Source organism: Rhodococcus sovatensis (assembly GCF_037327425.1).
Taxonomy (GTDB): Bacteria; Actinomycetota; Actinomycetes; order Mycobacteriales; family Mycobacteriaceae; genus Rhodococcoides; species Rhodococcoides sovatense.
In genome coordinates this window covers 250,104-269,580 of the sequence record NZ_CP147846.1, presented here as the reverse complement: position 1 = coordinate 269,580, position 19,477 = coordinate 250,104, and the positions used below count along the sequence as shown (strand labels likewise).

The following is a 19,477-nucleotide window of genomic DNA, read 5'->3' as shown; positions in this document are numbered from 1 at the left end:
ACGTTACTCATGGGTAGATGCGACCGGTGCCCGCGGGCTGATGTACTGACAACCGTGATCGAAACAGATGTGGCCGTCATCGGTGCCGGACAAGCAGGACTGTCCGCCGGCTATCACCTCCGCCGGGCGGGTCTTGCCGCTGGATCCGGGTTCGTCATGCTCGATCGCTCCCCCGACCCAGGTGGCGCCTGGCAGTTCCGCTGGCCGTCATTGACACTGAGCACGGTCAACGGAGTCAACGACCTACCCGGCATGGAATTCGCGGACACACTCACGGGCGAGAACCCCGACGACGTCACCGCGGCCGAGGCCGTTCCGCGGTACTACCAGGCCTACGAGGAGAAATTCGACCTTCAGGTTCGACGTCCGGTGACCGTCACCGTAGTCTGCGATCGAGAGCCTCGGTTTCGTGTCGAAGCCGACGAACTCGTGGTGTCCGCCCGTGGCCTCATCAACGCAACCGGGACGTGGGAAAAGCCGTTCATCCCGTCGTATCCGGGCGCCGAGACGTTCGGTGGACGTCAGCTGCACACCAAGGACTACCGGACCGCCGACGAGTTCGCGGGCAAGCATGTGGTCGTCGTCGGCGGGGGAATCTCGGCCGTGCAGCTGCTCGACGAAATTTCGCTCGTCACCTCGACGACGTGGGTGACGCGTCGGAAGCCCGAGTTTCGGGACGGAAGCTTCGGCCCCGATGCCGGGCGCGCGGCCGTCGCGATGGTCGAAGAACGCGTGCGGGCCGGTCTTCCGCCTGGATCGGTTGTCTCGGTGACGGGCCTCCTGCTGACCGAGCGCTTGAAGGCCGCGCGTGATCGCGGTGCACTGGAACGACTCCCGATGTTCTCGGAGATAGTTCCCGACGGGCTCCGCTGGGCGGACGGCACGTCTCTGCGGGCAGACGTCATTTTGTGGGCCACCGGCTTTCGCAGTGCGCTCGACCATCTCGCACCGCTGCGCCTCCGCGGTCACGGCGGTGGCATCGTCATGGACGGACGGCTCGCGACGCGCGTCGCCTCCGACCACCGAGTGCATCTCCTCGGCTACGGCCCATCAGCCAGCACCATCGGCGCCAACCGTGCCGGCCGGGCAGCGGTGGCGGAGCTGATGACAACGCTCGACATCGGGTGACGGCGCAACGCGCCTGGATCGCTACTCGAAAGTAGCTACGCGGGATCGAGAGCTCCACGTACGAATTTCCGGCGAATCGCCTACTTCTGCACTGAGTGTCAGATATGTTTCTTGTCATGTCCTCCACCTTGGACATCCTGCCGCGAGACGCATCGCTGCCCGATGCGAAGCGTTCTGCGCTCGTACCGATTTCACTCGAATCGACCAAGGAAGTTCGATCATGGGAAAGCTCGACGGGAAAGTTGCATTCATCACCGGCGCTGCGCGTGGTCAAGGCCGCAGCCACGCGCTCAAGTTGGCTCAGGAAGGCGCCGACATCATCGCGATAGACCTGTGCGCCCAGGTCTCCAGCGTGGGTTATCCGCTTGCTACCGCTGAGGATCTGGCCGAGACGGTCGAGCAGGTCGAAGCTCTCGACCGCCGGATCGTCGCGTCCACCGCCGACGTCCGAGACACCGCACAGCTGAAGAAGGCAGTCGACGACGGTGTCGCCGAACTCGGCCGCCTCGACATCGTCCTGGCCAACGCCGGGATCGCGAGCTTCGCACCCATCGAAGACCTCACCGACGAGGCCTGGGACGACATGATCGACATCAACCTGACCGGTGTCTTCAAGACTGTTCGCGCCGCGGTGCCACACATCAAGTCCGGTGGCCGCGGTGGTGCGATAGTACTGACCAGCTCGACGGCAGGGATCAAAGGTCTCGCCAACCTCGCGCACTACGTCGCCGCGAAGCACGGCGTCGTCGGCCTGGTGAAGACACTCGCAAACGAACTGGCACCGTTCGAGATTCGCGTCAACTCCGTGCACCCGACATCGGTCGACACCGACATGATCCATAACGCCCAGACTTATGCGACGTTCATGCCGGACAACCCCGATCCGAAACGGGAGGATGCAGCCGAGGCGTTCAAGACTCTCAACGCATTGCCGATCGAATGGGTCGAACCCGTCGACATCTCCAACGCGATCGCATTCCTGGTCTCCGACGATGCCCGCTACATCACCGGCGTCCAACTTCCCGTCGATGCAGGATCTGTGATCAAGTGACCGGCAAACTCGACGGCAAGGTCGCATTCATCACCGGTGCCGCGCGCAGCCAGGGACGCAGCCACGCACTTCGGCTCGCCAAGGAGGGTGCCGACATCATCGCAATCGACCTGTGCGCTCCCGTCGACACAATCGAAATGTACCCCGGTGCAACGGAAGCCGACCTCGCTGAGACGGTGAAACTGGTCGAGGACCTCGACCGCAGGATCGTCGCCACCAAGGCCGATGTCCGAGATTCGGCCGCCGTGAAAAAGGCCGTCGACGACGGCGTGGCCGAACTCGGCCGCCTCGACATCGTGCTCGGCAACGCCGGTGTATTCGAAATCGCGCCTGCTCTCGAGATCACCGACGAGGCCTGGCAGACCATGCTCGACGTCAACCTCACCGGGGTGTGGAACACGTGCCGTGCGGCACTGCCCCACCTTGTCGCCGGCGGACGGGGTGGTTCGATCCTTTTGACGAGTTCGACAGCAGGGCTGAAGGGAACACCGAACACCGTGCATTACACCGCAACCAAACACGGTGTCGTCGGAATCATGCGTACGCTGGCGAACGAATTCGGTCAGCACAGCATTCGTGTCAATACCGTCCATCCCACCGGAGTCGACACGGTGATGATCCAGAACCCCAAGACATGGGGATTGTTCCTTCCCGACGATCCGAACCCGAGCAGGGAAAAGGCAGAGGCGATATTTGCAACGACCAATACCCTGCCGATTCCGTGGGTCGAACCGATCGACATCTCCAACGCCATCGCGTTCCTGGTCTCCGACGAGGCCCGATACATCACCGGTGCAACGCTTCCCGTCGACGCTGGCTACACGATAAAATGACGGTCGTTCTGTCGATCGCCGAGGTGCGTCGCCGTATCGCGACGCACCTCGTCGGTCGTAGCCATGAACTCGACCTAGTCCTCGCGGCGGTCGCGGCCGGGCGGGACCTGCTGATCGAGGGCCCGCCCGGCACCAGCAAGAGCACCTTGCTCGGCGCTATCACCGCGGAGTGGGGCATTCCCCTTCTGTTCGTCGAGGGCAATGCCGACCTCACCCCGGCACGAATCGTCGGACACCACAATCCAGCTCGGGTTCTGCGCGAGGACTACAGCGAGGACAACTTCGTTCCCGGCCCACTCGTCGAGGCGATGCGCACCGGCGGATTTCTGTACGTCGAGGAGTTCAACCGCGCGCCGGAGGACACGCTGAACACCCTGTTGACCGCAATGGCCGAGCGAAGAATAGCCATTCCACGCGTCGGAACCGTGCACGCATCGCCGACTTTTCGAGTCGTCGCGTCGATGAACCCCTACGACAATGTCGGCACCACACGACTGTCGACAAGCGTCCACGACCGCCTGTGCCGCCTCGCGATCGGCTATCAGGACGCCGAGTCCGAGCGCGGAATCGTCGCATTGCGAACAGAATCCGACTCGATCAGGCTCATCGCCGATTCGGTCGCAATCACGCGCGCAACCCGTGAGCACGAGGACATCGCTCAGGGCAGCAGTGTGCGCGGGGCGATCGATCTGACCCTCGTCGCGCAGCAGTTGGCGGATCTACGTGAAGTACCGATTCCGGAGGTACCCGATATCGATCCACCGCGGAATCTCCCCGAGCCGTACCAGCAGGTAATGCTCGACGCGATCTACGTTGCTTTGTCAGGGCGCATCCATGTCGACGAAACTGCAGAGGCGACACCGGAGGGCGTTCTCTACACAATCTGGCAGGACCACTTTCTGCTGAAGCCGGCAGCCGCAGCACCGGGTTGAAGAGCAGTCGAGCCCGATTCTCCGGTACGCAGGCCCGGCTCGGGATCCTCGACCCGAACCCTGAAGCCGTTGCGCCGCAAGCCCAAGCAACTCTCCGAGGCGCCGTCTGTATTCCGCCCGGGTGGAAGCGGTGTTGCCCTGGTCGCCGACAGCCGCAGCAACGCCGCCAAGGCTTCGTCGGAGAACAACCCGTCGGCACCGGGGTTCACCGACGAATCCGCGGAGGTGATCTCGCTCCGCGAGGCCACCGAAGAGGAGTCGACGGCCGACGCGAAGACCCGCGCTCTCGCCCGGAAGATCGCCGCGAAATTGGCGGTTCGACGCCCCCGCCGTGATCTTCGCGCGCGACGTGGCGTCGGCGAGCTGACCTCGCTGCGGTACCGGGACGGTTCCGACGAACTCGACATGGACCGCACCATCGACGTTCTCGCTGCGGACCCGTTCCCCGAGGACGACGACATCATCGTTCGAGAGCGCCTGCACACTGCACGGTCCATCGTTCTCGTCGTAGACATCTCGGGATCGATGAAGGGTGAACGTGTCCGGACGGCCGCCGCGACGGTAGGCGCTCTGGCCGGTGAACTGAGCCAAGACGATCTGGCGGTTGTCGCGTTTTGGTCCGACGCGGCAGTGCTGAGCCGCTTCGGTGACCCGATGACGCCGCTGGGCATCCTCGACACCGTGCTGAGCATTCCCGCGCGCGGCCTGACGAACGTGCAGTTCGCCCTCGAGACCGCAGCGGGAATGCTCACCGCAGTGTCCTCGCCGGACAAGCGGGTCCTGCTGTTGTCGGACTGTGTGCACAACGCCGGGCCCGACCCTCGGTACGTCGCGGCCTCGATACCTCGGCTCGACATTCTGCTGGACACGTCCGGCGAGAACGACACCGAACTGGGCCGCGATCTCGCGCGTCTCGGCCACGGCCGTATCCGCACGGTGCGCACCTACCGTGACGTGGGACCTGCGCTGACGGCATTCTTCGACGGGTGACCGTGCACCCGCAGGTAGTCGGCCTCGAACTTCCTCCTGCCCAACACTCTCCACGCGATGCGCGCTGGGAGTGGACTCTGGGCCAGGAAGTATGCGCGCTGGCTGTCGGTGGCGCTCAGCAGAATGTAGCCGAGGAATACCAGCATTCGATCCTTCGGGATCGATGCGTGCCCGATCTCGCCGACGTGAGCCCATTCATCCACCGTCAGATGCTTCTCGACGAGAGGCAACGCCACCGTTTCCTCGTCGTCGAGATGGGTGTTCAGCGCTGTCGACAGCGCCGTCAGGGTTGCTGCCAGTTGCTCGCCCCGATGCCCCCGTGCGGACGTCCGAAACGCCGAGGCCTGGGCCAGGGCACGGTCGATCAGCTCACCGATCCGCTCGTGCTGTTCCTCCATCGCCAGGATCGTCGAGGTGTCGTCCACCCTGTTCAGCAACAGCGGCCAGAGGGCCTCGTCCTCGGCTACGTGGTGATAGTGGAGCGCTGTCGTCAGTTCGATGAGAAAGTCGACCAGAACTCCTGCGCGCGCGGTATCACCGTCGGGCACGTCGGTGATCAGCGGCGGGATTGCCGCGAATCGGTCTCGGAAGCATTGGTGGATGATGACCATGTTGTCGGTGTTGGGCTGGGTAGTAGTCATGATGAGTACGCTCGCGCGGCACACTAGTAGTTCACTTGGAGCCCGCTAACTGCTCTACGCTGTTCGCGTGCAGGTGACGGTGCTCGGGGAGACGAGTGCGGAGGGATCGGCCGGGCAGATCAACCTCGGAGGCCCCCGGCAACGAGCGGTGCTCGCAATTCTGCTCATCGCTCGCGGTGACATCGTGTCCGTCGACCGGCTCACCGATGACCTGTGGAACGGGGAACCTCCCCCGCGAGCGATCGGTGCGCTGCAGGCGTACATCTCCAACCTTCGCCGGGCTTTGGAACCCGATCGCGCCCCTCGCACCCCGTCCTCGATCCTGGTCAGCAAGGCGCCGGGGTACGCGATCCGCTTGCCGACCGAGTCCGTCGACGCCTGGCATTTCGATGCATCGATCCGCGACGCCGACGGCCGAGAGCCATCGATCCGGCGACGCATTCTCGCCGATGCGCTCGCTCTGTGGCGCGGTGACGCGTACGCCGAGGTGGCCGGTGAGCCGTGGGCGGAAGCCGAGATCGCACGCTTGAACGAACTGCGAACCATCGCCAGGGAGCGTCTCGTCGCAGCAACACTGCAGTGCGGCAACGCTTCCGACGCTGCACTGGACGCTGCGACCCTGACGCGCGAGCATCCCCTGCGCGAGGAGAGTTGGCGCTTGCTCGCGCTCGCGCTGTACTCGAGCGGCAGGCAAGCCGACGCCCTCGCCGCACTACGACAGGCCCGCTCGATACTCGGCGATGAGCTCGGCCTCGATCCTGGTCCCGCCCTGATCGAGCTCGAAGCAGCGGTCCTGGCACACCGAGTAGCGACGCCCGGCACGAGTCGATCCGACAGCACTGCCGTCGTCGAAACGCCTGCACCTGTGGCCGACAGAGAGACGTTCTTCGGTCGCACCGACGAGCTTCGCCGACTGACCGACCACGCGTCGTCGATCGTTCTGGTTGCAGGGGAGGCCGGTTCGGGCAAGAGCGCGCTGCTTGCAGCCTCGATATCGGCGCTCGAACCCATCGGTTGGACGTGCTTGCTCGGACACTGCCCCGAGGCCGACGGCGCCCCACCGGCCTGGGCGTGGACGGAGATACTGCGTCGTGCCGCAGCCGATCACGACATCGGAGTCCATGCCGAGAAGCTTGCACCCCTTCTCACTGACACTGCAGTGACGCAGCCGGGCAATCGATTCCGCCTACTTCGAGCCGTCGTCGACTATTTGACCGGCGTCACCGCTGTCACCCCCGTCACGGTGATACTCGACGACCTGCACCGCGCGGACCCGGAGACGCTTGCGCTGCTGGTCGCACTCGCGCGCGCGTCCGGGCCGTCACTGCGCATTCTCGGCGCGTACCGTCCCGACGAACTCGGACCGGACCATGAGGCCATGCTGGCGGCACTGGCTCCGCTGTCACCAGTGCGACTTCGGCTCACAGGCCTGACCGACGACGAGGCCGCCGAACTCGTGCAGTCCGTGTCCGGTCTGACACCGGCACGAAGCACGATGCGCATCCTCACCGAGCGGACAGCCGGAAACCCGTTCTACCTCAGAGAAAGTGCGCTGTTGCTCAGCAGCGAGGGAGACGTGGTCGCAACATCCGAGGTGCCCGAGGGTGTGCGCGACGTGCTGCGCCGACGCTTTGCCCGACTCCCCGAACTGACGATCTCGATGATGCGCCTCGCGTCGGTGTTCGGGCGGGAAGCCGACCTCGAGGTTCTGCTGACCGTCGCGCAACTCGACACCGACACCGCGCTGGACGCACTCGAATCCGGCGTCGTAGCCGGGCTGCTCGACGACACCGATCCGTCCAGGCTTCGGTTCACGCACGTCCTCGTCCGCGACACGCTGTATTCCGACCTGACTTCGATGCGTCGCCGCCGGTGGCACGCACAGATCGCGGGGGCACTCGAACAACGTTCACCACAGGACTTTTCGGCACTTGCACTGCACTACGGACAACTGCACGGCGACGCACACTCACGCAAAGCCCTCGCCTTCGCGGTCGCAGCTGCCACCGAAGCCGACGATCGATTCGCGCACGCATCTGCCGCGCTGCTGTACTCCGACGCCCTCGCTGCCTGGAGCAGGCTCGATGGTGGTTCCGTCGACGAGCAGGTCGAACTGTTGGCGAGAAAGACATCTGCCCAGGTTGCCGCCGGATCGAGCATTGGAGCGGCCGAGTCCCGTCGGCAAGCGGTGTCGATAGCCGAGCGCACCGGCCGCGCCGATCTCCTGATCCGCACGCTGACCGCCGGAGAGCTTCCAACGACCTGGCTCAAACGCGAATACGGCATGTACGACGCCGAACTCGCCTCGTTGATCGAGCGCGCCCTCACGTTCGAGATCGACGAGGACTCCCGGTGCCGACTGTTGTGCGCCCTCGTCGACGAGATCCGTGGGGAAGTGGACGAGCGCGCGATGGAGGCGGCCGAGGAGGCGTACGCGCTGGCACGCACACTGTCGAACCCGGAGGTACTCGGGCTGGCGACGAATGCACTGTGGAACCTCGTCGGTGCCGACCTCGATCCCGAGCGTCGAATGTCGTTGTCTCTGCAGCTCATCGAACTGGGAACCACGCACGATATGCCGGTCTTCACGATGATCGGACATCACGGATCGTTTCTGGTCGACGCAGCCGAACGCCGATTCGACTCCATGCGCGAGCATCTCGACGAGGAGTTCGCGCTCGCCGAACGGTACAGCTGGCAGCAGTCGCTCGCCACGTGCCTGCTGTCTCGGGGAATGTTGGCCCACGCTGCCGGCGACATCGATGCGGCACATCGTCACTTCGATGCGGGCGGAACCGCGCTGCGTTCGAGCGTCGCCGTCAACGCCGAAGTCATCCATGCCCTTGCATACGTCACGACGGCTGTCTCGTCGGGAACTCTCGGGGCGTTCGAGGCCGGTCTGCGCACGTTGTACTCGCAGTACCCGGCGGTCGCAGCGGATCTACTGGCGCTGGCGTTGGCCGAACTCGGCAGAGTGGGCGAGGCTGTCGAGATTCGCCGCGCAGCAGGACCGATCCGGCACGACTTCTTCGAGTCTCTGTTCCTGGCCATCCGCGGTATGGCCGTCCTCGAAACCGGCGAACTCGACGAGGCCGCTGCAGTCGCGCAATCGCTGTCCAGATTCACCGGCCAACTCGCCGGAATAGCAACCGGAACCTACGTCGTCGGTCCCGTCGACACCGTTCTCGCCCAACTAGCGGCCGCGCTCGGTGACACCGAGCGTGCTGCCGACTACCAGGTTGCGGCGCTGGAACTGGCCCGAGCGTGGGGCAATCCGCACTGGATTCTCACGGCTACTAGAAAACCGCAAGAACACTCCAAGTGACTGCGTCCACGCTGTGTTCACCACAGACGAAGGAGCTTTCACATGAGGATCTTGCTCGCCAAACTCGGCGCGATCTGCACCGATCACCCGTGGCGGACGCTAGGAGTATGGGTCGTGCTGTTCGCCGCGACCATCGGCGCAGCGGCGGCATTCGGCGGCCAGATGCAGGACAACTACCACGTCGAGGGACTCGACTCGATCGCCGGAAGCGAGTTGCTCGCCGACCGATTTCCCGACCTCGCCGGGACCGATGCTCGGGTCGTGGTGCACGACGACGTGGCACTCGATCCGGGGGTTCTCACTTCCCTGCAGAGCAGACTTCAGACGTTGGACGGTGTCGGCACAGTCTCGCCGGCGCGCATCTCCTCCGACGGCGATACCGCATTGATCTCGGTGCAGTACCGCATTCCGGTCACCGACTTTCAGGGCACCGACGGTATCGACGCGCTTCGGTCTGCCACCGCGCCACTCGAGCGCGAGGGAATCCAGGTCGAGCTGGGAGGGCAGGTAGCGGAGAACATCAGCTCGCCCGGTGGTACCGCTGAAGCCGTCGGAATCGTCGTAGCGCTGGTGATCTTGCTGCTCGCTTTCGGGTCCGTCGTCGCTGCGGGACTTCCCATCGTCGTGGCGATCATCGGCGTCGGCATCGGTTCCGGCATCGTGGCCGTGCTGGCGTCGTTCACTCAGATCAGCCCGATGGCTCCGACGATCGCCACAATGGTCGGCATCGGCGTCGGGATCGACTACGCGTTGCTTCTCGTAACCCGGTTCGCCGACGGCCTTCGATCCGGAATGACATCGAAAGAGTCGGCTGCGCATGCAAATTCGACTGCAGGAGTGTCCGTCGTCTACGCGGGAACGACGGTCTTGCTGTGCCTGCTCGGACTCAGGTTGGCCGGTCTGCCGGTGTACGCGTCGATGGGTTACGCAACGCTCGCCGTCGTAGGCGCGGTCATGCTGACGTCGATCACCGTCGTTCCTGCGCTGTGCGCGTTGGCAGGGACGAAGTTGTTGCCGAGGATGCCGCGGCGCGGGGGCGGCCAGGCACGTACCGAGAAGTGGGCTCGCATGGTATGCCGCAGGCCGGCGGCCTGGACGCTGGCTGCATTGATGCTTCTCGCCGTCCTGGCAGCGCCCGTTCTCGATATGCGCATGTGGCCGCAGAATGCGGGGACACAGCCGACGTCGAACACCACGCGGCTCGCGTACGACCTGATCGACCACGAATTCGGACCGGGGGCGAACGGCCCCTTCATGGTGGCGGTCGATCTGTCCCAAGTCTCGACGAGCCGATTGGACTATTTGACAGAGGAACTCGCTCGGGATCCCGGGATTGCCGTCGTCGGTACGCCTATCACCAACCCCGAGGGCGATACAGCGGTGGTGATGTTCGAACCCACGACCGGACCGAGTGACGAAGAAACCGTTGCGCTCCTGACGCATCTGCGGCACGACGTGCTGCCCGAAGGCGCGATCGCGACCGGCGTGACACCGGTCTTCGCCGACATCACCGACCGAGTCGCCGAACGCATCTGGCTCGTCGTCGCGTTCGTCGTTGCATTGTCGGTCGTGCTGTTGACGGTGGTGTTCCGGTCGATCGTAGTTGCAGTCAAGGCTGCGGCGATGAACCTGATGTCCGTCGCCGCTGCCTACGGCGTGATGGTTGCGTTGTTCCAATGGGGTTGGGGCGCAGAACTACTCGGACTCCCCCATGCTGTTCCTGTATCCAGCTGGGTACCGATCCTGATGTTCACCATCCTGTTCGGACTGTCCATGGACTACGAGGTGTTCCTACTCTCACGGATCCGCGAGCTGTGGCTGCATTCCGGCGATGCCCACTCCTCAGTGGTGGACGGAGTGGCGTCGACGGGCCGCGTGATCACCAGCGCTGCAGCGATCATGGTCGCTGTATTCCTCGGATTCGCACTCGATGCCGACGTGACCATCAAGATGATGGGTGTCGGTCTTGCCACCGCAGTGCTCGTCGACGCGACGATCGTCCGGATGGTGTTGGTCCCGTCGACGATGACGCTTCTGGGACAGTGGAATTGGTGGAATCCGTTTACTCGCTCAGCTGGTCGACCACGTACGTCGCCAGTGACCCTAGCCGAGCCCGTTTCGGCATCGAAGTAGGGACACCGAGAGCATCGAGTGGTGCCGAGGTGACGGGCCCGACGCAGATCGCGGCGACGGGACCGCGCAGCGCAGCGAGGAATTCGTCGAGCAGGCCGTTGTCCTTCGCCGTCGACAGCAGCGAGGCGACCGCGGGAGCGCTGGTGAACGTGACCGCGTCGACCTCGTGGTTCAAGATTTTGGCCAACAAGTCCACGAGCGGCCGTTGATCGACCGGCCGAATCCAGCGGTACACAGAGAGCGCTCGGACCTCGGCGCCGAGTCTGCGAAGGGACTCGGCGAGGTCGATGGTCGGCTCCCACTCGGTGATGGTTCCATGCAGCTGGACGGCGACGTCGACGCCGACGATGCCCTCGGCCTCGAGGTGATCCGCCACCTCCTGGGACTCCTCGGTGGCCGGTGACCACACCTCGCGCAGTCCGGCACCTCGGATCGCGCCACGAGCTTTGGGGCCTCGCGCAATGATCCGCGAGGCCCCGAGTGCGTTCAGAAGTTCATCTCGTGAGTCCCAGGTGTCCGCGGCGTCGAGCCACCCGCGGAATCCAATGCCGGTGCTGATGACGACCAGTTCCGGTGGCTCGGCAATGATGCGGTCGGTCTGCGCGCGGAGATCGGAATCGTCGATCAGCGGAAGCACATGGATTGCTGCGACGTGCACCGTCTCGGCGCCGCGGCGCTCGAGCAGGGCAGCGAACTCGTCCGCTCGCCGCTCGGCAGTGAGCGCGATCGTCTTGCCTGTGAGCGGTCCCATGCCCGAAGCTTAGGCGGCTCCGCCCCAGGACCCTAGGCGGCTCCGCCGCAGTGGCATCAGGCGGCTCCGCCGCAGTGGCATCAGGCGGCTCCGCCGCAGTGGCATCAGGCGGCTCCGCCGCAGTGGCATCAGGCGGCTCCGCCGCAGTGGCATCAGGCGGCTCCGCCGCAGTGGCATCAGGCGGCTCCGCCGCAGTGGCATCAGGCGGCTCCGCCGCAGTGGCATCAGGCGGCTCCGCCGCAGTGGCACGGTTAAGTGCACTCAGCGGGCTGTCGCGTTTTGGGTGAGTGGTAGTTCGGTGTCGTGAAGGGGTGGCCCGGGTTCGTGCCCGGGTCGCCCCTTTTTTCTGCTCTCAGGCCAGGGCTGCGGTGGGTGCGGCGGCCAGGTGGGTGAGAATCTTGCTGATGTTGTGCACGGCGGCATGGAAGGACCATTCGCTCGTTGCTCGATCGAGCCCTCGGCTGGTGAAGCGCCGGAATCCGAGGTTGTGTTTGGCATGCCCGAACGGTGTCTCGGCGATGTGGGAGCGTTTTCGGTAGGTGTCGATGCCCTCGGCGGTGGCCAGCCGTTCGGCCATCCGAGTGATCGAATTGCCTGGTGCCGGTGCGTGATCGGATGATGGCGCCGCGGTAGCGGCGGCTTCGAGATCGCGGGACTTCCCGGTAGCGATCAACCGGTCCGGGCCTGGTGCGTCGAGGTTGTCGATCGAGCAGTAACCAGCATCGAAAAGCATGATCCCGATCGAGGGAGCCGGAGCCTGCGGCGGTGCATTCTCAGCGATCAGTGTCGCCGCATCGACTGCTTTGCGCACCATCTGTTGGTAGTAGGTGACATCAGCGGAACTGGTACCGACACCGGTGGCGATGATGATGCCGTCCTCGGCGGTGAAGGCTTGGCAGTTGTAACCCTGCACCCACCCGCCGCCACGCAGTGGTTGCATCGAGACTGCGGATCGGTGATGTTGCGGCGCAGCACCGGTGGAGTCTTGTGCTCACGGGCAGCCTGCTCGGCGGTCGCCTTCGCCACCGCCGAGCGTGCAGCGACGACACGATGATGCTCCTCGGCCGGAACCGGAACCTTGCCCTTCGCCTTCCCGCCGCTCGCCGCCGCGGCGCGGCCCGCTGCCGATACCGGGTCTCGACGACCTCACGGCGTGCGATTTCACGAGCGAGACGTGTCCGCGCAGCGTCCACACGCGCGGCGACCGGGACCCGCCCTACCGGGAAGCGTCCTGCATCGAGCTGCTCGAGATGACCTTCGGCGGCAGCGTTCCGCGCGCTCTCGCGGGCCTGCTCTTCGGCCTTGATCTGTGCCAATGCTTCGGCGATCCGCTTCGCACGTGAAGTCGGGTCGGCCAACTCTTCGGGCACCTGACCCGGCCCGGGATCGTCCTCGCCGTAGAGTTCGTCCTCGGCGGCATCGACATCGGCATGTGCTTGGACCGCTGCTGCAGCGATCCTGCGTGCCCTGGCCTGCGCCGCTTCGGCGTCGGCAGCAGCTCGTAGTCCCTCCGCACTGCGGTTGGCGTTGATCGAGGCGTTCGAGGCGATCTTGACGCCGTCGAGAGCGATCGTGCCCAACGACCCCAACCCGACCCGCGCGGCCACCGTCAACACCTGGGTGAACAGTTCCTCGCAGGCGCCGTGGTTGTCCTTGCGGAAACGCGAAATCGTGGCGTGGTCGGGGGCATCACCGGCGCAGATGACCCGGTAGGACACCACATCGGTGCAGGCCGATTCGATCTGACGTGAGGACCGCATCCCCTTCGACCAGGCCCAGATCAACAGTGTCAGCAGCATGTCCGGGTTGTAGCCGGCGCGGCCGACACCGCCGGTGCGTCGACCGGCATGAAAGACCGAGGTGTCCAGATGCCGGTCGACGATCTCGATCAGTGTCCACACCGGATGCGTCGGAGAAAGCCACTCCCGCATATCCGGTGGAATCAGAAACTGTTGATCACGATCGACCGGTCGATAACCCTTCGCCACCACCCCATTGTTCCCCACCACCGACAATGGGGTGCCTCGACACTCGAGACACCCCACCATCAAAACGCAACAGCCCGTCAGGTGAACTCAACCGTGCCACTGGGGGCGGAGCCCCCGGTGATCGGCCGACCTAGCTGCTGAACTTGTCCGGATCCGGGCCCGTGCGGCCGTCCGGGGTGTCGAGCGCATTGATCTGCTGGATCTCGTCGTTCGACAGCTCGAAACCGAACACGTCGAAGTTGCTCGCGATCCGCTCCGGCGTGACCGACTTGGGAATCACGACGTTGCCGAGCTGGATGTGCCAACGCAGGATGACCTGCGCAGGCGTGACGCCGTGTGCTTCGGCGATCGGAGCGAACGCCGGGTCGTCCAGAACAGTGCCGGAGCCGAGCGGGCTCCACGCCTCGGTCGCAATGCCCTGCGAGGTGTGGAATGCGCGCAGCTCTTCCTGGATCAGGCGTGGATGTAGTTCGATCTGGTTGATCGCCGGCGTCTCGCCGACAGCGTCGATCAGCTTCTCCAGCGTCGGAACCGTGAAATTCGATACGCCGATGGATCCGACGCGGCCGTCTGCCTTCAGCTTCTGGAATGCCTTGAACGTATCGATGTACTTGTCACGGTCGAGCTGCTGCCAGTGAATGAGGTACAGGTCGAGGTACTCGAGACCGAGGCGTTCCATGCTGGCGTCGAACGCTGTCAGCGTCGAGTCGTAGCCCTGGTCGTCGTTCCACAGCTTGGTGGTGATGAACAGCTCGTCACGGGCGATGCCCGATTCTGCGATGGCCTTGCCGGTGCCCGCTTCGTTCTCGTACACCTTTGCAGTGTCGATGCTGCGGTAGCCGACCTTCAGCGCTTCCGTTACTGCGGCCTGCGCACCGTCGTCGGGAACCTGCCACACGCCGAAACCGAGCTGGGGGATCGCGTGACCGTCGTTGAGCACGATGGTCGGGACAGTACTGGTCTCCGGTGAAAACGTCATATGAATGCCAACCGATGGCCGTCCGAGTCTGTTCCCACCCTGTCTTGGATACTGCAGAGGTGACTGCGACGCTCCGAATCGACGACCTTGCTGCATTCCACGGCGATCGCACCCTGTTCTCCGGGCTCGACCTCACCGTCACCGAGGGCGACGTCATCGGCCTCGTGGGCGCCAACGGCGCAGGTAAATCCACATTGTTGACGCTGCTCGCAGGCGTCGGAACCGCCGATGCAGAAGGCGAGATCCACCTGAGCCCGCCCGACGCCACCGTCGGCTATCTCGCGCAGGAACCCGACCGGATAGACGGGGAGACAGTCGAGGAGTTCGTCGGGCGACGGACCGGTGTCACAGCCGCCGAGCAGGCGATGAACGAAGCTGCCGAAGCGCTCGGCGCCGAGGACGGTGAGGATCGTTACACCCCTGCCCTGGAACGCTGGCTCGCCCTCGGGGGCGCCGACCTGAGCGAACGGACCGCGAAGGTGCTCGCCGAACTCGGACTCGACGTCGACGGCGGGGCACACATGACGTCGCTGTCCGGTGGCCAGGCCGCACGCGCGGGACTCGCGGCCATTCTCCTCGCCCGGTACGACATTCTTCTGCTCGACGAGCCCACCAACGATCTCGATCTTGCAGGTCTCGAGCAGTTGGAACGATTTGTCGTCGAGACAAGGGCCGCGATCGTCGTCGTCAGTCATGATCGTGAGTTCCTGGCGCGAACCGTCACCGGAATCGTCGAGCTCGATCGAGCACAGCACCGCATCGACGTGTACGACGGCAGTTACGAGTCGTACCTCGCCGAACGCGAGATCGCCCGAGCGCATGCGCGCGAGAAGTACGACGAGTTCGCCGACACCAAGTCCTCCCTCGAATCCCGCGCACAGATGCAGCGGAACTGGATGGAGTCCGGCGTTCGGAACGCACGTCGCAAAGCGACGGACAACGACAAGATCGGCCGCAAGACGCGAGCCGAGTCCACCGAGAAGCAGGCGGCAAAAGCCCGTCAGACACAGCGTCGTATCGAACGACTGGAAGTGGTCGAGGAGCCCCGCAAGGAGTGGGAGCTGCGCATGGAAATTGCTTCGGCACCCCGAAGTGGCACCGTTGTGTCGGTACTCAGCGGCGCGGTCGTGCGGCGTCAGGATTTCACGTTCGGTCCGGTGACGAACCAGATCGAATGGGGCGACCGGGTGTTGATCACGGGCGCGAACGGTTCGGGAAAGACCACACTCCTGTCGGTACTCCTGGGCAAACTCACTCCCGACGAGGGGACGGCCTCGCTGGGATCCGGAGTTGCCGTAGGCGAAATCGACCAGGCACGTGGACTTTTCACCGGAACGGAGACAGTCTCGGACGCATTGAGCGCCGCCGTACCCGAGTGGCCCGACGCCGATGTCCGCACGCTGCTCGCAAAGTTCGGCGTGCGAGGCGACGATGCGCTGCGGTCCGCTTCCTCACTGTCCCCCGGTGAGCGGACGCGCGCAGCACTGGCATTACTGCAAGCACGCGGGGTGAATCTGTTGGTTCTCGACGAGCCGACGAACCATCTCGACCTCCCTGCGATCGAACAGCTCGAACGCGCAATGGAGAACTTCGAAGGAACCCTGCTGCTGGTCACCCACGACAGGCGCATGCTCCACACCGTCCGGGCAACCCGCCGCTGGATCATGCAGGACGGTCGTCTCACCGAGGAGTAGCAGGCGCTCCGCGCCAGTGGCATAAAAGCGCTCCGCGCTAGTGGCACGGATAAGTGCACCCCAATGCACTCTTTCGTGCCACTGGGGCGTATCCACCGGTTGACAGATCGTTGGGTTTACACAACACTTTGTTCCATGAGCCCCGTAAAGCGTGGGAACACGCTCCCGATTTACAACCGGGTGGGAGTTCTGCGAGCCGAACGAAAGATGAGCCGAGCCCATCTGGCAGAGCTCATCGAAGTGAACCCACAGACGGTGGGCGCCCTCGAACGGGGCGATCACTACCCGAGCCTGGACCTGGCGCTGAGAATCTGCGACGTCTTCGACCTGCCCGTCGAGGCGGTGTTCTCCCGTACCGAACTCGGCCCACTGTCTGCCGAACTCTTCCGAAGGGCACCATGAACCTCCCCGAACCCACCATCCTTACCCGCTATCAGACCTACCGCACCCGGCGATTCCTGGAGAACGACAACAAGACTCGCCACTGGCTTCCCAAGTGGCGCACGCAGAAACGCCGACGCGCACTGTGCGTCGCGGTGATCGCAGCCCTTCTGATCCTTCTGGCCCTCTCCATTTCGTCGCTGTTCTGGAAGTGGGTGCCTCTCCTATTGATACCTATGACAGTCGTCTTCATCGTTGTGTGGACGATGCTGCAAACTGTGTCGGGCAGGCACAGCGACGCGCCCGTCGGCGCACTCGACGAATGGGAAGTACAGCAGCGCAACGAGGCTCGCTCGATCGGCTTGACGATCACACAGGGCCTGGTCATGGTCGCGGTATTCATCCTGATAGTCCTCTCCAGTGCCGTCGACAACGAGCGCCTCGCGTACGCCGGAGGGACGTGGACCTTGATTGCACTGACGGCCGGCATCTGTTCCCCGGCAATCATTCTCGCCTGGATCACCCCTGACCCCGATTCTGAAGACATCCTGACCGAAAGGGCACCATGAGCACCCTCACGATCGATGACATCTCGAAGAAGTACGGTGACAAGATCGCTCTCGAGTCGGTGAAGTTCGACGTCCACCCCGGCGAGTTGTTCGGATTCGTCGGTAGCAACGGCGCAGGCAAGACCACCACCATGCGCATCGTCCTCGGCGTTCTGTCCGCGGACTCCGGCCAGGTCCTGCTCGGCGGCAAACCGGTGGACCTCGACGTTCGACGCACCATCGGATACATGCCAGAGGAACGCGGACTGTATCCGAAAATGAAAGTCGGACTTCAGCTCGCCTATATCGCTGAACTACACGGACTTTCGTCGGCGCAGGCGAAGTCCGCCGTCACGACCTGGACCGAGCGACTCGGCATCGCCGAGCGACTGAACGACACTGTCGACGCACTGAGCCTCGGCAACCAGCAACGGGTTCAGTTGGCCGCAGCATTGGTACACGATCCTGCCGTCCTGGTTCTCGACGAACCGTTCTCCGGCCTGGATCCGGTCGCCGTGGACGTCATGAGCGAGGTACTCCGAGAGAAGGCGGCCTCCGGTGTCCCGGTCATCTTCTCCAGTCACCAGCTGGACCTCGTTCAGCGACTGTGCGATCGCGTCGGCATCATCGCAGCAGGTTCGATGAAGGCAGTGGGAACTGTCGACGAGCTTCGCGGCAGCGGAGACGCACAGCTCGAAGTACACGCACCGGCTGCGGCTGCCGGGTGGGCCGACGGCATCCCCGGCGTCCGCGAAATCAGTCACAGCACCGACCGAACGATACTGAGCGTCGCACCGGGAACCGATGACCAGGCCATCCTTCGAGCTGCCTTGGCGACCGGACCGGTACACGAATTCTCCTTCCACAAGCCATCACTGAGCGATCTGTTCCGAGAGGCCGTCGCATGAGCCAGCAAATGTCGTCCCGTCGCGCAATCGGTTTGATCGCCAAGCGCGAGTTCACTGTTCAGGTGATGAAGAAGAGCTTCATCATCAGCAACGTCATCATCCTTGCCGTCATCGTCGGCGGAATAATCGCGTTCTCCATATTCTCGGGTGGCGACGACGAGGAGCGAGACGTCGTCGGGGTCGTCGGCGACCAATCCATCGCTGCCGTCCTGAGCGCAACCGGGGACGCCGTCGGCAATCCCGTCGAGGTTCGCGAGATCGACGACGCGAACACCGCTCGCTCGATCGTCGAATCAGGCGACGTTGCAGTCGCTCTCGTCCCTACGGGCTCGGGCGCGTACACCGCCGTCACCGAATCCGAGCTCACCGGTGCACTGCGAGCCGTCGTCGAAGGAAGCGTCCAAGCCCAGGCGACCGACGCTGCCCTCACCCAGCAGGGCGTCGATCAGGCAACCCTCGCAGCGGAAACGGCGAACGCGGTCGTCACCGTCGACGCGATCGATCCGCCGGATCCCGAGGCGGGACAACGCGTTGCGTTGTCGCTCGCGGCTGTGTTCATCCTGTACGCGCAGATCATCGGCTTCGGAATGTATGTCGCGATGGGCGTCGTCGAGGAGAAGTCCTCGCGCGTCGTCGAACTGCTGCTCTCGACGGTGCGGCCTCTGCAATTGCTGTGGGGCAAGATCCTCGGCATCGGTGCAGTCGGCATTCTGCAACTCGCGGCGTACGGCGCAGCGGGAGTGGGCACCGGCCTCGCCACCGGCATGTTGACCGTGACCGGAACAGCGATCAGCGTGTTCGCCGGCACACTAGGCTGGTTCGTGCTCGGCTTCGCGTTCTTCGCAGTCCTCTACGCCGCCGGTGGATCGATGGTTTCGCGGCAAGAGGACGTCAACTCGACGACGATGCCGCTCCTGATCCTCATCATGGCGATGTTCTTTGCGGCGTTCTACTCGGTGGGTGATCCCGAGAGCACACTCAGCAACGTGCTGAGCTGGATTCCGCCGTTCTCCGCCGTCATGATGCCGCTGCGAATTGCGGCCGGAGTCGCACCGCTCTATCAAATTGTGGGCACCGCGCTCATCATGGCAGCCACCACTGCAGCGCTCGCCGTCGTCGCGGCGAAGATCTACCAGCGGTCGATCCTGCGTATCGGCAAGACCGTCACGTGGAAAGAGGCGTTTGCTCGCTAAGC

The 19,477-nt window shown here is 64.3% G+C and carries 17 protein-coding genes; 12 read left to right on the top strand and 5 right to left on the bottom strand.

The genetic code is table 11. The features are described 5' to 3' along the window. Positions 1-54 precede the first annotated feature (54 nt). The 5 genes from WDS16_RS01170 to WDS16_RS01150 all read left to right on the top strand — a co-directional run bounded on the left by WDS16_RS01170 (position 55) and on the right by WDS16_RS01150 (position 4,934). The gene (locus tag WDS16_RS01170; RefSeq protein WP_422395738.1) at positions 55-1,128 is read left to right on the top strand and encodes an NAD(P)-binding domain-containing protein; all 1,074 of its coding nucleotides are present in this window, start codon (positions 55-57) and stop codon (positions 1,126-1,128) included. Positions 1,129-1,348: 220 nt separating this feature from the next. Beyond that, a complete protein-coding gene (locus WDS16_RS01165; RefSeq protein WP_338889868.1) occupies positions 1,349-2,179 on the top strand; it encodes a mycofactocin-coupled SDR family oxidoreductase in 831 nt (276 codons plus the stop codon). Then, entirely contained in the window at positions 2,176-3,012 is an 837-nt protein-coding gene (locus tag WDS16_RS01160) for a mycofactocin-coupled SDR family oxidoreductase (protein ID WP_338889867.1), read from the top strand. Before WDS16_RS01165 ends, WDS16_RS01160 begins: the two co-directional genes overlap by 4 nt. Beyond that, positions 3,009-3,944 (top strand): MoxR family ATPase, encoded by a 936-nt coding sequence (locus WDS16_RS01155; protein WP_338889865.1) that lies wholly within the window; start codon positions 3,009-3,011, stop codon positions 3,942-3,944. Before WDS16_RS01160 ends, WDS16_RS01155 begins: the two co-directional genes overlap by 4 nt. A 69-nt stretch (positions 3,945-4,013) precedes the next feature. Next, positions 4,014-4,934 (top strand): vWA domain-containing protein, encoded by a 921-nt coding sequence (locus WDS16_RS01150; protein WP_338889863.1) that lies wholly within the window; start codon positions 4,014-4,016, stop codon positions 4,932-4,934. On the opposite strand, the gene WDS16_RS01145 is transcribed toward WDS16_RS01150, so the two are convergent. Continuing rightward, complete coding sequence (locus WDS16_RS01145) at positions 4,889-5,575, bottom strand: hemerythrin domain-containing protein (protein WP_338889861.1); 687 nt, start codon at positions 5,573-5,575, stop codon at positions 4,889-4,891. The genes WDS16_RS01150 and WDS16_RS01145 overlap by 46 nt on opposite strands. 67 nt (positions 5,576-5,642) lie before the next feature. Here WDS16_RS01145 and WDS16_RS01140 point away from each other — a divergent pair, with 67 nt between their 5' ends. Beyond that, positions 5,643-8,900 carry a BTAD domain-containing putative transcriptional regulator gene (locus WDS16_RS01140; protein ID WP_338889860.1) on the top strand — a complete coding sequence of 1,086 codons (3,258 nt, stop codon included), beginning with the start codon at positions 5,643-5,645 and terminating at the stop codon, positions 8,898-8,900. A gap of 42 nt (positions 8,901-8,942) precedes the next feature. Continuing rightward, positions 8,943-11,033 (top strand): MMPL family transporter, encoded by a 2,091-nt coding sequence (locus tag WDS16_RS01135; RefSeq protein WP_338889858.1) that lies wholly within the window; start codon positions 8,943-8,945, stop codon positions 11,031-11,033. Here WDS16_RS01135 and WDS16_RS01130 read toward each other — a convergent pair. The 4 genes from WDS16_RS01130 to WDS16_RS01115 form a co-directional block, all read right to left on the bottom strand. Continuing rightward, positions 10,963-11,784, bottom strand: coding sequence for a uroporphyrinogen-III synthase (locus WDS16_RS01130; RefSeq protein WP_338889856.1), 822 nt, complete (start codon positions 11,782-11,784; stop codon positions 10,963-10,965). The two genes, WDS16_RS01135 and WDS16_RS01130, sit on opposite strands and share 71 nt — an antisense overlap. Positions 11,785-12,136: 352 nt before the next feature. Next, positions 12,137-12,697 carry a transposase gene (locus tag WDS16_RS01125; RefSeq protein ID WP_422395737.1) on the bottom strand — a complete coding sequence of 187 codons (561 nt, stop codon included), beginning with the start codon at positions 12,695-12,697 and terminating at the stop codon, positions 12,137-12,139. Then, positions 12,618-13,772, bottom strand: coding sequence for a transposase (locus tag WDS16_RS01120; protein WP_422395736.1), 1,155 nt, complete (start codon positions 13,770-13,772; stop codon positions 12,618-12,620). The genes WDS16_RS01125 and WDS16_RS01120 overlap by 80 nt, the downstream gene beginning before the upstream one ends. 130 nt (positions 13,773-13,902) lie before the next feature. Further along, positions 13,903-14,751, bottom strand: coding sequence for an aldo/keto reductase (locus WDS16_RS01115; RefSeq protein ID WP_338889854.1), 849 nt, complete (start codon positions 14,749-14,751; stop codon positions 13,903-13,905). Between the two features lie 59 nt (positions 14,752-14,810). On the opposite strand from WDS16_RS01115, the gene WDS16_RS01110 reads away from it, so the two are divergent. From WDS16_RS01110 to WDS16_RS01090, 5 genes are all read left to right on the top strand, one after another. Continuing rightward, positions 14,811-16,445, top strand: a complete 1,635-nt coding sequence (locus tag WDS16_RS01110) for an ABC-F family ATP-binding cassette domain-containing protein (RefSeq protein WP_338889852.1) — start codon at positions 14,811-14,813, stop codon at positions 16,443-16,445. A 135-nt stretch (positions 16,446-16,580) separates the two neighbouring features. Continuing rightward, the gene (locus WDS16_RS01105; protein ID WP_338889850.1) at positions 16,581-16,847 is read left to right on the top strand and encodes a helix-turn-helix transcriptional regulator; all 267 of its coding nucleotides are present in this window, start codon (positions 16,581-16,583) and stop codon (positions 16,845-16,847) included. Next, positions 16,844-17,395 (top strand): hypothetical protein, encoded by a 552-nt coding sequence (locus tag WDS16_RS01100; RefSeq protein WP_338889849.1) that lies wholly within the window; start codon positions 16,844-16,846, stop codon positions 17,393-17,395. Before WDS16_RS01105 ends, WDS16_RS01100 begins: the two co-directional genes overlap by 4 nt. Beyond that, the gene (locus WDS16_RS01095; protein WP_338889848.1) at positions 17,392-18,282 is read left to right on the top strand and encodes an ATP-binding cassette domain-containing protein; all 891 of its coding nucleotides are present in this window, start codon (positions 17,392-17,394) and stop codon (positions 18,280-18,282) included. Before WDS16_RS01100 ends, WDS16_RS01095 begins: the two co-directional genes overlap by 4 nt. Then, a complete protein-coding gene (locus WDS16_RS01090; protein WP_338889847.1) occupies positions 18,279-19,475 on the top strand; it encodes an ABC transporter permease in 1,197 nt (398 codons plus the stop codon). Before WDS16_RS01095 ends, WDS16_RS01090 begins: the two co-directional genes overlap by 4 nt. Positions 19,476-19,477 lie beyond the last annotated feature (2 nt).

Excerpts from the sequence above, each read along its gene's own strand:
- WDS16_RS01095 (WP_338889848.1), top strand. The coding sequence starts at position 17,392 with ATGAGCACCCTCACGATCGATGACATCTCGAAGAAGTACGGTGACAAG.
- WDS16_RS01115 (WP_338889854.1), bottom strand. The coding sequence starts at position 14,751 with ATGACGTTTTCACCGGAGACCAGTACTGTCCCGACCATCGTGCTCAAC.
- WDS16_RS01135 (WP_338889858.1), top strand. The coding sequence starts at position 8,943 with ATGAGGATCTTGCTCGCCAAACTCGGCGCGATCTGCACCGATCACCCG.
- WDS16_RS01130 (WP_338889856.1), bottom strand. The coding sequence starts at position 11,784 with ATGGGACCGCTCACAGGCAAGACGATCGCGCTCACTGCCGAGCGGCGA.
- WDS16_RS01090 (WP_338889847.1), top strand. The coding sequence starts at position 18,279 with ATGAGCCAGCAAATGTCGTCCCGTCGCGCAATCGGTTTGATCGCCAAG.
- WDS16_RS01165 (WP_338889868.1), top strand. The coding sequence starts at position 1,349 with ATGGGAAAGCTCGACGGGAAAGTTGCATTCATCACCGGCGCTGCGCGT.
- WDS16_RS01100 (WP_338889849.1), top strand. The coding sequence starts at position 16,844 with ATGAACCTCCCCGAACCCACCATCCTTACCCGCTATCAGACCTACCGC.
- WDS16_RS01155 (WP_338889865.1), top strand. The coding sequence starts at position 3,009 with ATGACGGTCGTTCTGTCGATCGCCGAGGTGCGTCGCCGTATCGCGACG.
- WDS16_RS01105 (WP_338889850.1), top strand. The coding sequence starts at position 16,581 with ATGAGCCCCGTAAAGCGTGGGAACACGCTCCCGATTTACAACCGGGTG.
- WDS16_RS01145 (WP_338889861.1), bottom strand. The coding sequence starts at position 5,575 with ATGACTACTACCCAGCCCAACACCGACAACATGGTCATCATCCACCAA.